Raw genomic sequence first — 14,202 nt, 5'->3', positions numbered from 1 at the left:
CTGAGGGAGGAAGCAAAAACAGCGGACCCTGTGGTCCGCTGCTTGGTTGACTTGTCGATGGACCGGGCGGCCCAGCCTTCGCTGGCTTAGGCGATCACCGCACCGCGGGAATCGTCGAGACCGGATTTCTCTAGGTAGTAATCGTAGCCGCCGGCGTAGCGTGTCAGCTTACCGTTATCGATGTGCAGGGTGGTTTCCGCGAGGTTGCGGATGAAGTGCACATCGTGGGAAATGAACACCAGGGTGCCCTCGTAGTGCTTCAACGCCTGCAGCAGGGCTTCGATGGAGATGATGTCGAGGTGAGTGGTGGGCTCATCCATCAGCAGCAGGTTCGGTGGGTTCACAAGGAACTTGACCAGGCTGAGGCGGGATTTTTCACCCCCGGAGAGCACGCGTATTTTCTTGTGCACATCGGCGCGGCGGAAGAGGAAGGACCCGAGAATGGAGCGGGCCTCGTCCTCGCGCATGTCGCCACCGCAGGACATCACTTCTTCCAGCACGGTGTTGGCTTCGTTCATGGTCTGGGTGCGGTGCTGGGAGAAGTATCCCAGATCGGTGTTGTATCCGCAGTCGCGCTCGCCGCTTTCGAACTCAAGTTCGCCAGCGAGGATTTTCAAGAGGGTGGACTTACCGGCACCGTTCGGGCCGACCAGCACCATGCGGTCGCCTCGTTCGATAGTGAGATCGAGGCTCTCGTAGATCACTTTGTCGCCGTAGGCCTTGTGGATTTTCTCCAGCTGAATGACCTTCTGGTTGGATCGTTTTGGCTGGGGGAAATTGAATTTGAACACCTTGCGGGGCTTGATCGGTTTTGGCAGGCGTTTGATTTTTTCCAGCTGCTTGACCCGGCTTTGCACCTGGGCGGCTTTGGAAGTGACCGAGCGGAAACGGTCGATGAACTCCTGGATGCGATCGATTTCCTTCTGCTGATTGCGGTAGGCCTGGACCTTCTGCTGGTAGCGTTTTTGGCGCTGCTCGAGGTAGGACGTGTAGTTGCCGGTGTAGGAAATGAGTTTCTCTTCGTCGATTTCGTAAACGGTCTCGATCAGGCCGTCCATGAAGTCGCGATCGTGGGAAATCATCAGCAGGGCACCCGGGTAGGTCTTGAGATACTGCTGCAGCCAGACCAGTGCCATCAGGTCGAGGTGGTTGGTGGGCTCATCCAGCATCAGAAGATCTGGCTCCATGACCAGCAGTTTGGCCAGGTGGGCACGCATGATCCAGCCGCCGGAGAATTTGTTCGCCGGTTGGTCGAAGGCGTCTTGATCGAAGCCGAGACCGGCGAGGATTTTCTTCGCCTTGGGTTCCAGCTGGTAGCCGTTAGCGGCATCGAAGGTGTCTTGGGCGGCGTGGTATTCCGGGGTGTCGGTTTTGCCGGCGGCATCACCTTCGCGGATCACCTTGATGGCATCACTCAGCTCGGCTGTGACGCCGATGGCGATTTCCAAAATGGTTTCTTCACCGGGGTCACCTGCTTCCTGGGCGAGGTAGCCGGTGATGGCGTAATCGTCGCGTTCCACACTGCCGGAATCCGACTCCTCCTCACCGAGGATGAGCTTGAACAGAGTGGATTTTCCAGCTCCGTTGGGTCCGACGAGGGCGACGCGCTCGCCCCAGTTGATGGTCATGTCCGCATCTTCAAAGAGAGTGCGGCCGCCTACGGTCTTGGTAATTTTACGAATGATGAGCACGCGGGTTGCTTACCCTAAATTAGGCATTTGTCACCCCCAAATGACACCGTTTTAACCTTCCAATAGAACGTTTTCCATCTAAATTGGAGTGTGCATCCCCCTATTCGCCGTCTTCAGCGGGCAGGGGATCGTAATCCCCCCCACGACGATATGCTCACACACAGAAATACCATCCTCGCGGCGATTTGCCCGCTCCTACTCTTTGGATCCGGCCACGCATGGTCACAAGTGAGCCTGATTGATGCCAGTTTCAACAATATCAACGACGGGCTTCAGGAAAATTTTTCAAGCCTCAACAATGGTGTCGGTAACCCGACCTGGAACAATGCCAATGGCGAAGCCTCCATGACTGTGGACGAGGCATCGAGTGGGGCGATGGGTTGTGTCAGCGACGGTTCTTTTGATGGCTCCGCGTATGGGAAATTCACGGCGACGTTTGTGATCGATGGCATCACCGACCCGGATAACGGCCCGACCCATAACGGCCATTGGGTGGGCATTCAGGGCACGAACAGCCAGCTGTGGAACAATGCGGAGGCGGCGGGTGGTTCCGATGGCTGGTCAGTCGGGGTGCGCTTTTTGGGAGGCAATGTCACTTTTGTCTATGACAACGCAGGGGGCAACGAGGTGACGATTGGGTCGCTCGGCAGCTACACGCTAGCCAGCATCCAAGATGGATACACCGCCGAGATCGTTATGGATGCCTTTGGCTGGGTGGTGACGTTGAGCGGCATCGATTCCAGTACCGGTGGCTCGGGCGCTTGGCCTGTCGGGTTTGATTTTTCAACGATTCAAGCGGACAGCTCGGTCTTTGCCGCGATGACCTACCAGCAGGCGGCCGAGGCGGGCACTGTGGTGGATATGACATCCGTGGCGGTCAGTGCCGAGGCGACCACTCCCGGCTCGCTCAGTCCGATCACGATTTTCACGACGGACGCCCAAACCACCGCCGTCACCGGCTCGGGCAATGTCGCCAGCGGTGACTCGCCAGCTGATTCCGACATCTACATCCGCGAGAGAGTGTCATCGACACAAACCTCCCAACGGATCAGCTCTTTTCTCAATTTCGATGTCAGCGGCTTGACGGTCTCGGATGTCAGCGACCCCAATTTTTCCGCCACCTTCACGGCGGATTACGAATTCCAGCTGAACAACGTCAATGCCACGGCAGCGTCCGTTGGCCGGGTGACCAATGGTGCATGGGACGGGACGACCACCCAGCCCCAGCACAGTTGGGGGATCGACGACGCCGTGGACGTGACCACCTTGATCGCCGACATCTCGGCACTTGCGCCCCCGTCCTCAGTTTCCGCCGATGTGACCGACATCGTCAAAGCCTGGGTGAATGGCAGTCATTCCAACTATGGGCTGGTGGTGTTCATTGACGAACTCAAATCCAATGGCGCAGGCTTCAGCAACGTCCGACTGGTCCTCGCCACGACTCTCGACTCCGACAACGACGGCATGCCTGACGACTACGAAACAGTAAACGGTCTGAACCCGAATGTCGACGATGCGGCGGGTGACAACGATGCCGTGGGCGGCGCGGATGGCCTGACCAACCTTGAGGAGTATAACGCGGGCACTGACCCTCAGGACAGCGACTCGGATGACGACGGACTAACCGATGGCGCGGAGGTCCATGGCACATTCAACCCCTACCAAACGGCCATTTCCGGAGATCCTGCCGCCACGGCGCCGGGGCTGGCCACGGATCCATTGCTAGCTGACAGTGATTCGGACGGACTGACGGATTTCGAAGAATTGGACCCTGCCAATGGTTCGGTCACCAATCCTCTCACGGGAGATACTGACAACGACCTTCTCTCTGATGCTTTTGAAGTGAATGGTGGCATCGACCCCACCGATTCAAGCGGTGCCAATGGCGGCAGCGGTGACCCTGACATGGATGGGCTCGCCAATAGCGGGGAGCAAACCGCCGGCACGAACCCCCGTGATGAGGACTCCGATGACGACGGCCTGACGGATGGTGCGGAAGTCAACACGCACGCGACCGATCCCAACCACGCCGACTCCGACCGTGACGGACTGCTCGACGCGTATGAAATCAACACCAGCACCACCGATGCCAATGATGCGGACTCCGACGATGATTTTCTGAACGACCGCGATGAGCTGCTGGTTTTCAAAACTGATCCGAAGCTTGCCGACAGTGATGCGGATACATTCAACGACGGTGTGGAACTGGCGGCTCTGTCGAACCCGAACGATCAGGCGGTCACTCCCACTGGTCAGGATACGGATGACGACGGTCTGCTGGATGCGCTGGAAATGAGCAGCTTTGGAAATCTCGACAGCAGCGGCCTGGACGACAACGACAAGGACGGCAGCATGAACATCGTGGAGCAGGCATTTGGAACGGATCTCAATGCCGCCAATTCGAAACCATCGCTGAACATCGACAGCTCATTGGAGATTACGTTCAGGAGGCATCTGAATGCGGGGTTTGGCTATGAACTGCAGGTCTCCGAGGACCTGGAGACATGGCAGTCCTACTGGAGTTATTTGAGTGAAAATGCGGCCACTCCTGACGGTGCGAGTTATGAAATTGCCAGTTTCTCGATCAACTCGGGATTTAACCGGCTGTTCACTCATGTGAGGCCACGCACTACGATTACCAGTCGCCCTAACATCATCCTCATTTACACCGATGACCAGGGCTATGGAGACATGGGGGCGAACAACCCCAACAGCAAGTTTTCGACTCCGGCGCTAGATCTGCTGGCATCTCAGGGGGTGAATTTTACCGACGGGCACTCGGCGGACTCGGTCTGCACTCCATCCAGATACGCCCTGTTAACCGGCAGATACTGCTGGCGCACCAGTCTCAAGGAGGGGGTGATAGGAGCTGACGAGCCGGCATTGATCCCGGACAACAGGATGACCTTGGCCTCTTTGTTACGTGACCATGGTTATGCCACCGCGATGGTGGGGAAATGGCACCTCGGCATGGATATTCCGGGGACCAATGGCAACCGCGACTTTACCAAACCGATCGATGACATGCCGCTCGATGTCGGCTTCGATTACTTCTATGGCATTCCTGCCTCGTTGAACTTCGGGTATCTTGCCTGGATCGAGGGTCGGTTCACGGCCGTCAACCCGACGCTTTTCACATCCAAGAAAGCCAATTCGCTGCCGGGTGTGTTCAACGATTACCGCATCACGCCGCCGTATGATCAAAGCAGCGGGCTCGAAGTGGCCCCGGATTTCGATGACGTGCTCTGCCTGACACGGTTCACCGATAAAGCGATCGAGTGGATGGGGAAACAGGCGAACAATGCCAAGGGCATCAAGCCCTTCTTCCTCTACCTGCCACTGACATCGTCGCACAAACCGGTCATCCCCAGGGAGGATTTTCTCGGTCTCAGTGGCGCCGGGGCCTACGGTGATTTTGTGATGGAAACCGATCACCACATCGGCAATATCCTGAAGTTTTTGGATCAAAGCGGCCTGGCGAACAATACCATGGTGATATTCACCAGCGATAACGGGCCTGAGACGACCTACAAGAATCGTGTGTCAACCTACGGCCACGATAGCGCGGGAGTTTTTAGGGAAGGAAAACGTTTCATCTACGAAGGTGGGCACCGTGTCCCGTTTGTGGTGCGTTGGCCGGCAGGCATCGATGCCCCTGGCCGGGTCTGGGACAAACCCGTTGGTCAGACCGACCTGCTGGCGACCTTTGCGGAAATGCTCGGAGTCACCCTCGATGACAACAGCGGTGAGGACAGCGTGAGCTTCTACAGCATCTTGCGCGACAACACCGCCAACCCAACTCGCTTGCCGATGATTCAGCACGACTTTGACGGTCGGATGGCAATCAGGGATGGGAAGTGGAAGTTGATCATGCCCTTCCAAGGCCAGCCCTATGAACTCTACAACCTCGATACCGATCCGACCGAATCAAGCAACGTCTACGCCACCGACCCAGAGGGGGGGGTGACGCCAATGATGAACGCCATCACTGCCATTGTCACCGAAGGTCGCACCACAGCCGGAGCGGCAGTCGGGAATGATACCGGCTGGTGGGATCACTTGGAGTGGATTGATCCGGCGGATTATTGAGATCGTCCTACGCCGGGCGCAGCGTGAGGCCAAGGAGGTCGCTGGGAACGGGGGCGCTGAATGCCAGGGTAGCAACGACAAAAAAACGCCGGGGTGGAAAGACCAACCCGGCGTCTTAAGAAATGATGGCGCGATGAATGAACGTCGGCGTCTGATCAGGGCAAAGTGGGCGGAATTAGTTGCTCTTGCCCATTTCGCGGATGCGGATGTTTTTCCAGGAAACGGAAAACGGTCCGTTGTTGCCGACGCTGTGGACCTGCAGGGCGATGTAGCCCTTCGGGTATTCCTTGTAGAACTCCTCGTTGGTGAGATCACAAACCAGCTCGCCATTGACCCAGGTCTGGATGCGTGGGCCGACGGCTTTGATGCGGAAGTGGTTCCACTCGCCGTCTTTGAAGTGCTTGTGCGGGGTGCGCTTGTCGTTGGGCACCAGCCAGTAGTATTTGGTCGCCTCGGCAAAGATGTAGCCGGACTCGCCGCCGCCTTTGATTTCGGTATTCTCAGCTTCGCACTGAGGGCCGTTAACCCGGCCTTCGACTCGACCGCCGAAGTGTTTCGAGCGGAATTGCACGCCGGAGTTGAGGCGCTTGTCGTGGATCTTGATTTCGTATTCCAGCTCGAAGTCGCTGTATTTCTTATCGGTGCAGAGGAAGGAGTTCGGGCTGCCTTTGGAGGTGGTGCCGACGATGGTGCCGTCCTTGACCACGTAGTTGGCGGTGCCATTGATGCGGTTCCAGCCCTTCAGCGTTTTGCCATTGAACAGAGTGGTCCAGCCTGTGGCGGTTTCTGCAGCGGGGGCAGCGAAAAGAGGTGAGGCAAGGGTGACAGCGGCGAGGAAAGTAAGGCAGGTCTTCATAGATGCAGTGAATACAGGATGGGTGAGGTGGATCTTTCGCTTGGTGTGATCGAGTGGAGAACTCTCTAGCAATCTACGAGCCAATGATCTTGCTATCATCGCTGCGCAGGCGGGCGACGCTGTAGTTGGGGTCGTCCGGAAGAACCTCGATGTTCACCAAGGTGCCGGCTTTTTTCAGCATGCGGCGGCAGTCTGCGGAGAGGTGGCGGACACGGAGGTGCTTGCCGGCGTTCTCGTAGCGGTTGCCCAGGGCGTTGACCGCTTCCAGTCCGGAGAGATCGCAGATGCGGGCTTCTTCGAAGTCGATGACGATGTTTTTCACGTCGGACTTGGCCTGGAACTTCTCGGAGAACTCGTGGACCGAACCGAAGTAGATCATGCCGGAAACGCCGTAGACCCGCTCCTCCGGCTCATCGGTGAGCAGGGTGACGGTGACGTGTTTTGAACTTTCCCAGGCAAAAACGAGGGCGGAGAGGATAACGCCGACCAGCACCGCCAAGGCGAGGTTGTGAAGGAAAACGGTCACCAGGGTCACCGCGAGGATGACGAGCAGCTCGGAATTGGCGACCTTGCCGATGGTTTTGAAGGTGGACCACTCGAAGGTGCTGATGACGATCATGAACATGACCCCCACCAAGGCGGCGACCGGGATGCTCATGATGATATCGGCGCCAAACATGATCAGCAGCAGCAGGGTGATGGCCCCGACCATGCCGGAGGTTCGGCCGCGGCCGCCGTTTTTCATGTTGATCAGGGACTGGCCGATGGTGGCACAGCCGCCCATGCCGCCGAACATGCCGGACATGATGTTGGCCGCGCCCTGGGCGACACATTCGCGGTTCCCCTGACCGCGGGTCTCGGTGATTTCATCGATCAGCTGCAGGGTGAGCAGGGATTCGATCAGGCCGACCAGTGCGATGGTCAGTGAGATCGGGATGATCGCGATGTAAAAGCTTTGCTCGCCCCATGGCACTGCGGAGAGGTTGGTGAAACCGGGCAGCGAACTATCGATCTCGGCCTTGCCGGTGAGCATCACGAGGATGTCTTTGATGTCGCGCGAGCCATCGAGGAACATGGTGACCCCAAACACCGCAATGATGGCGACCAGGGTGGGCGGCACCGCCTTGGTAACCCGAGGCAGCAGGACGATGATGCTCATGGTCAGGGCGATCAGAGCGACCATGATGCCAATGGACTCAGGCGAGAGCCAGGTGGACACCATGTTGCCGGAATCGTCAAAAGACACCTCGGATTTAAAAAACAGCAACTGCCCGAGTGCGATCACGATGGCGAGGCCGTTGACAAATCCCATCATCACCGGATGCGGGATCAGGCGGATGAAACGTCCCAGCTTGAACAGACCGATGGTGATTTGAAAGGCCCCGGCGAAGAGTAGGGCGGCGACAAGATATTGCAGGCCGAGGTCGTCTGGCGTCAGTCCGGCCATGTCGGTGCCTTGCTTGATGGCATCCAGACCGGCTTTTTTCCCGAGGGTGAATGCCTGGGCGGCGACGATGGCAATGGCGCCGGTGGCCCCGCAGATCATACCGGGTCGGCCGCCAAAGGCAGCGGTGATGAATCCGACAAAAACAGCGGACCAAAGTCCCACCATCGGGTTCACTCCGGCGATGAAGGAGAAGGCGATGGCCTCGGGAACAAGCAGGAGGGCGACGGTTACACCCGAAAGGACATCATCCTTAAGGTTGCCATTTTTTTTGGAAAAGAGTTCAAACATAGTGTGTTGTGTTTGTTAGCAAATAAGGATCTGCGCGGCCACGCCCTAGTGCCATGCCTGTGAAAATGCAACTCTGATCTGTGTGAAATGCAGGCTGGGCGCGAGATCGGGGTTTGCCACTGAGGGACTTGGCTGCTTGCTTGGGGTATGTTGAAACGTTTCTTTCGCGCAGCGGACCCAGAGCCTTCCTCGACACCTTCGTTCAACGATCGTCGCCGGGCGTTCTGGGCTTGGTTCTCTGAAAATGCGGACGTTTTCAGTCGTGCCATCCGTGCGCGCGACTTCGATCCGCAGGTCTCCCGAGTGTCTGCCATGGTGGACCAAACCTTGCCGAAAATCGCCTGGTGCTTCGGCCCGGGAGCGGATGGTGGGGGTCACTCCTTCACCCTTTCGCCGGAAGGAAATCCCTACCTAGCTTTCCTGCTGAGTCAGATCGTAAAGGGTGCTCCTGAGCTGGATGGTTGGACGTTTTACGATAGCCGACAAGCTTCTCCCCAATTTAGTGGTATGAAAATGGACATCGCCGGCGAGTCGGTGAGTGCGGCGGAGATCTGGCTGACTCCCACGCTGGATCATGAGCGGGAGGAAATCGATCTGGTCTGTTGGGCGCCAGTGTTCGAGTCGCTACCCGAGAGCCAGCGCGGACATATTCTTTTTCTCTGGCTCGATGAAGCGATCGGCGAGTTTCAGGTGGGGAATCGTCTGGGCAAAATTGAGATCAACCCCACTGCTCTGCAGGACGCCATTCCGCTGAGCGAGCTGCCGGATTTCATAGCGCAGGTTGAAGTCGATCACGACTGGGAACGGAAAACTCCGGGTGAATACTTCAGCAGCTATCGCATGCCGGAGCCGAACGAGCTGACAACGCAGCATCTCCGCTCGGACTTGATGGTCGGCACCAGCCTGCTCTACCAGCTGTCGGGTGATTTTGCTGCCGCCGGTGGGGCGATGGAGCATCCGGCGCCTGACCTGGGCGTGGACTTCATCTTTGTCAGGATTCCCCGCGAGGACTTTACCGAAGGCTGTGAGATTGATCAGCGCGCCGACTTGGAAGATGCCTTGGCGGCGGGCTTGTCAGCTGAGGGTGCGGAGCTGGATGCCGGTGCGGTTCTCGGCGGTGCGTCCGGTCAGCAGTGGCTCTACATCGATCTGGCTCTGTTCGATGCCGCTCAGGCCATGCCGGTCATCCGCAAGGTGCTGAATGCCTCCGTGCACGCGCAGGCGGCGGAGGTCTACTATTTCGATCGAGAAAGAGCGGGGCGGCGGATCGCCTAGCTCTGTGTTGTGTCGGCCTCAGCCTCGTCACCGTGCCATTGGGCGATTAGGGTGACAATTTGCGCATCTTCGTCGCAAGGGGTCTCGGCATCGAAGTCGCCAATCATTTTCTGTAGCGAAAAACCGGCGTCGGTGAGCAGCTTGGCCACCTCTCTCGGCCAGAGCCAGGTGAGGTGGTGGGTGCTGTTGCTGGTTTCTAACACCTTGCCGTCCTCTGAGCAGATTTCGTAACGATGCTCCCGAATCAGTTGTTGGGAAATGCGTTTGATTTCGAAGGTGGTGTGGCAGCGCGCGGTATTGCCGTTAGGAAAGTAAGTCTCGTGATCGAGGAACTCCGCGCCCTCCTCAAGCTCACCTGTGATCTCGGCCCATGGGATGAAAAGGGTGATGTACAGACCTCCGCCGGGGTGGAGGTGACGCTTGATGTTTTCAAAAATCGCAGGGAGCTGCTCGTAGGGCAAAAGCTGCAGGGTGAACGCCGGAATGGCGATCGATGCGTAGGTGGCACCAGTTTGAAAATCTTCGATACCACTGTGGTGTAGCACCGGATCGGCATCGCCACTCTGCTCGCGGCAGAGCTGCAGCATGTCCTCCGAGTTATCCAGTCCCTCGATGAAGTATCCTTTTTCGATCAGTGGCAGTAGCAATCGACCCGACCCGCAACCGAGCTCCAGTGCGGTGCCGGGGTGATCGATGAGGAAGGATTCTAACAATGTGAGCTCCGCGCCGTCGCCTTCCGACTCCCAGAATGCATCGTGTAAGCTGGCTTCTAATTGGTCATACATGGTGGTGGTCGGGTGGTGGGATAGTTGTTGGTTAGGCGAGGCGTTCGCCATTGCTTAAGCTCAGGCGTCCTGGCCGCGGACCATGGCGTAGAGGGTGGTTTCCGCTGCTGGGGCACGCATTTCATCATGCGCAATATCGAGCCCTCGGTCTTCGGTCACTCGGAACAGGAGGATGTGATCCTCGCCGTAAAGCTCTTTGAAATCGTCCATGGTGAACTGATCGGTGATGGTGGTTTTTTTGATCACCGCCCCTTGGGATGCAAAGCTTTCGAGTCGACGATACTGGGGGCGGTTAGGGAAACAGATTCGCCCGCGAATGTGGCCGGCTACCGCAGTTTGGTGGTGGGCGCCATCATCGGCAGGGGCAACTTGCCAGACATTTTCACTGCCGAATGCGTGTAGGAAATTCTGACTCGCCAGCGAGTTGACCTCATCGTTAGGCGTGGTGGCAATGAGTTGGCCTAACCCAGTGAGGTCCATTTCCTCTTCGACATACTCCGAGAGGATGTTCGCCCGATGTGCGCGCAGTCCCTCGAGTTTCGCCCGAGCAATATTATCGTAGTTCGTGTCCAGAAGCATGACGTCGAAGCCGTCGTCGTGCAGTGCCTTGGCCGCTAAGCGCGACCAGCTGCAGGCGCCAGCGAAGAGAATGCCGCGCGGATTTTTGGTGGCGAGGCCCAGCTTGCGCGCAATCGGTGCGGCGCAGAGTCCGTAGATGGCGACGGTTCCGATAATGACAATGAAAACGATGGGCACCATCAAGTGAGTGACCTTGCCAATCTCCTGACTCAGGCTTCCGGCCGCGACCGCGTGGTCGAACTCAAGTGCGAAAATGGCAGTAACAGCCGCAGCCACAATCCCCCGAGGTGCCATCGCGGAGAGGAAAATCTGCTCCTTGAAGTTGATGTTTTTGCAAAAGAGGTTGGCAAAGAAAACGGAGGCGGGTCGGATCACCACCACCAGTAGAGCGAGTAAAACAAGTCCTGGATAAAGCGCCTCCTGCAGCTGGCCGAGACCAATCCGGCCCGAGAGAATGATGAACAACACCGAGATGATGAGCACCCGCAGGTTCTCCTTGAACTCGAGGATGTGCTTCACCGAGACGGATTTCTGGTTGGCTAGCGCGATGCCTAACACCGTGCTGGTGAGTAGTCCGGATTCCGCCTGAATGGAGTTCGAGGCAGCAAAGGCAGCCGCCGTGACAGCCAGTAGAAACACCGAGTGCAGGTAGTCAGGGATCAGGTGGTATTTCAGCAGCATCTCAATGATCTTGGCCAGAATCACAGCCATCACGACGCCGACCAGTAGAGTCATGCCGAGCGCGTGGAGAATCTCTTCCTTGGCCGCATCCACCGTGCCTGCGATTGCTGCCTGATAGACCAGGACGGCAAGGATGGCTCCGATGGGGTCAATGATGATGCCTTCCCACTTCACTACATTGCCAATTTTTCGCGAGGGTTTGATGTGGCGGAGCAGGGGAGCGATCACCGTGGGGCCGGTAACGACGAGAATCGCACCTAACAATGAGGCGACGCGCCAGTCGAAATCCAACAAATACCGTCCCGCCGCATAGGTCAGTAAGAAGCTGGCAATCACGCCTAATGTGCATAATCGGAGCACCGGAGTTCCGCTTAATTTGAGGTCGGAAAACTTGAGCGTGAGTCCACCTTCGAACAAAATAACCGCCACACAGATCCCCACGGCGGAGAGCAATACATCACTGCCAGCGATATAGTTATCGATGGTCACGCCGGTGAAATGACCCATGCCAAAGCCGAAGGCCAGCAGCACGAGGATGGATGGTAGCTTGCATTTCCAAGCAAGCCATTGCGCAAAGATACCCAGGCCGAGGACGATGGTGAAGTAAGTGAGGGGAGTCATAGGTGCGCGCGCATTGAAGATGGAAAATTCACGTATGACGATTGTAAATACAGAGAAAATTTGGACATGACTGCTTGACGGATCATGGTGAGTTGACCAGTCTGCAAAAGATGGTTTCCGCACCCTTGATGTTACCAAGGATACGGGAACTGTTTTTTTCATCACGCAAATACCCACCAACCAAGCGAAGAATTTAACCGTGTATTCAAACGAAGACTACCTTCTCGAACTACTTACCGAGGCCGGCCTGATTAGTCAGGAAGAGATCGATTCCATCCGTGGCCAGCTGCAAGGCAGGGAAAGTGTTGTGGAACGGCTGATATCAGATAACCGACTTTCTGAAGAGCAAGTCGCCCAAGTATGTGCCCAGAGCTCCAGTATGGACTATGTGGACTTAGCCCACTTACCCATCGCGCCCGATGTGTTCGACCTCGTTTCCGATGAGGTTGCCAAGCGTTTTCGCGCGGTGCCTGTGGCTGACGATGGGACTTACCTGACTGTGGCCGTGGCCGATCCCCTCGATTTTGAGGTGCTCGATAGCTTACCACACATGCTCAGCCGGGAAATCCACACCGTCTGTGCCACCCCATCTGCCATCAACCACATCATCCAACAGAACTACGGAGGTGCAGTGGCTGAGGAAACTGCCGATGACAGCTTCACCGTGGTGGGCGCTGATGGCGATGAAGATGCCGCAGCGGACGATGCTCCAATCATTAAAATGGTCTCCTCGATCTTGCTGGACTCCTTCAAAATGAAGGCCAGTGATATTCACATCGAGCCGATGGAAACCTGCCTGCGTATCCGTTACCGGATCGATGGGAAGCTGGTGGAAATCGACAACCATCCCAAGAAACTGCACCCCGCAATCATTGCCCGGATTAAGGTGATGAGCGGTAGCATGAGTATTGCGGAAAAACGTCTCCCTCAGGATGGTCGGATCCAGATCCGCGTCGCTGGCAAGGAGGTGGATCTCCGGGTATCCTCAGTGCCGAGTAACCACGGCGAAAGTATCGTCATGCGTATTCTGGATAAGACCTCCCTGATGTTAGGTCTCCCAGAACTTGGATTCCTTTCCGATGACCAGGAGACGATTGAAAAAATGATTCGTCTCCCCGATGGCATCGTGCTGGTTACCGGACCTACAGGTTCGGGTAAAACCACCACCCTGTATGGCTGTCTGAATACCATCAACACCCCCGACCGTAAGATCATCACCGTGGAAGATCCGGTGGAATACGAACTGGCCGGGATTAACCAGGTGATGGTGAATACCGATATTGGTATGACCTTCGCAGCGGCACTGCGTGCGATGATGCGTCAGGCACCTAACGTAATTATGTTAGGTGAGATTCGTGATGCTGAAACCGCAGGTATCGCCATTCAGGCCGCTCTAACCGGTCACTTGGTGTTCTCCACCCTGCACACCAATGATGCCCCGGGCGCCGTCGCCCGTCTTGCTGACATCGGCGTCAAACGCTTCTTGGTAGCCTCCTCCGTTCGCGCCATCCTGGCTCAGCGACTGGTGCGTAAACTTTGCCCGAGCTGTAAGGCTCCCGCCTTGCTGACCGATCGCGAAATGCGCACCTTGAACCTCGATGCCAAACAAGCCGCTGAAAGCGATATCATGGGCCCACAAGGCTGTGATAACTGCCGTCAGTCTGGTTATAAAGGCCGGGCCGGTATCTTTGAAATCTTCAAGGTGGACGATGAAGTTCGCCACCTGATTAACGAAGAACTTACCTCACCGCAGCTGCGCCGTAGAGCGCGAGAGCTCGGTATGCGCACTCTCCGCGAGGACGGTATCCGTAAGGTGCTCGCCGGTATGACCTCCGCTTCCGAAGTGATGCGGGTCACCATGGCGGACAGCGATTAAATTAACTCATTCCA

Annotated in this window: 8 protein-coding genes; 3 read left to right on the top strand and 5 right to left on the bottom strand. The window is 56.9% G+C overall.

From position 1 onward, the window contains the following. Window positions 1–86: 86 nt before the first annotated feature. Window positions 87–1,691: a ribosomal protection-like ABC-F family protein gene (gene abc-f / locus JO972_RS08340; protein ID WP_309489574.1), complete on the bottom strand. Its 1,605-nt coding sequence runs from the start codon at window positions 1,689–1,691 to the stop codon at window positions 87–89. A gap of 150 nt (window positions 1,692–1,841) precedes the next feature. On the opposite strand from abc-f, the gene JO972_RS08335 reads away from it, so the two are divergent. Then, complete coding sequence (locus tag JO972_RS08335; RefSeq protein ID WP_309489573.1) at window positions 1,842–5,780, top strand: sulfatase-like hydrolase/transferase; 3,939 nt, start codon at window positions 1,842–1,844, stop codon at window positions 5,778–5,780. Between the two features lie 175 nt (window positions 5,781–5,955). Here the strand turns inward: JO972_RS08335 and JO972_RS08330 are convergent, their stop codons facing one another. Next, complete coding sequence (locus JO972_RS08330) at window positions 5,956–6,636, bottom strand: 3-keto-disaccharide hydrolase (protein WP_309489572.1); 681 nt, start codon at window positions 6,634–6,636, stop codon at window positions 5,956–5,958. Window positions 6,637–6,709: 73 nt separating this feature from the next. Beyond that, window positions 6,710–8,371, bottom strand: coding sequence for a SulP family inorganic anion transporter (locus tag JO972_RS08325; protein ID WP_309489571.1), 1,662 nt, complete (start codon window positions 8,369–8,371; stop codon window positions 6,710–6,712). A 147-nt stretch (window positions 8,372–8,518) separates the two neighbouring features. Here JO972_RS08325 and JO972_RS08320 point away from each other — a divergent pair, with 147 nt between their 5' ends. Beyond that, entirely contained in the window at window positions 8,519–9,646 is a 1,128-nt protein-coding gene (locus JO972_RS08320) for a hypothetical protein (protein WP_309489570.1), read from the top strand. Here the strand turns inward: JO972_RS08320 and JO972_RS08315 are convergent. Beyond that, entirely contained in the window at window positions 9,643–10,431 is a 789-nt protein-coding gene (locus tag JO972_RS08315) for a class I SAM-dependent methyltransferase (RefSeq protein ID WP_309489569.1), read from the bottom strand. The genes JO972_RS08320 and JO972_RS08315 overlap by 4 nt on opposite strands. A 60-nt stretch (window positions 10,432–10,491) precedes the next feature. Then, entirely contained in the window at window positions 10,492–12,312 is a 1,821-nt protein-coding gene (locus JO972_RS08310; protein ID WP_309489568.1) for a cation:proton antiporter, read from the bottom strand. Window positions 12,313–12,511: 199 nt separating this feature from the next. Here JO972_RS08310 and JO972_RS08305 point away from each other — a divergent pair, with 199 nt between their 5' ends. Further along, on the top strand, window positions 12,512–14,188 hold the full coding sequence (locus JO972_RS08305) for a GspE/PulE family protein (protein ID WP_309489567.1): 1,677 nt from the start codon (window positions 12,512–12,514) through the stop codon (window positions 14,186–14,188). Window positions 14,189–14,202: the final 14 nt, after the last annotated feature.

The organism is Oceaniferula flava, from assembly GCF_016811075.1.
GTDB classification, from domain to species: Bacteria; Verrucomicrobiota; Verrucomicrobiia; order Verrucomicrobiales; family Akkermansiaceae; genus Oceaniferula; species Oceaniferula flava.
This window is presented reverse-complemented; position numbering and strand designations above follow the sequence as displayed.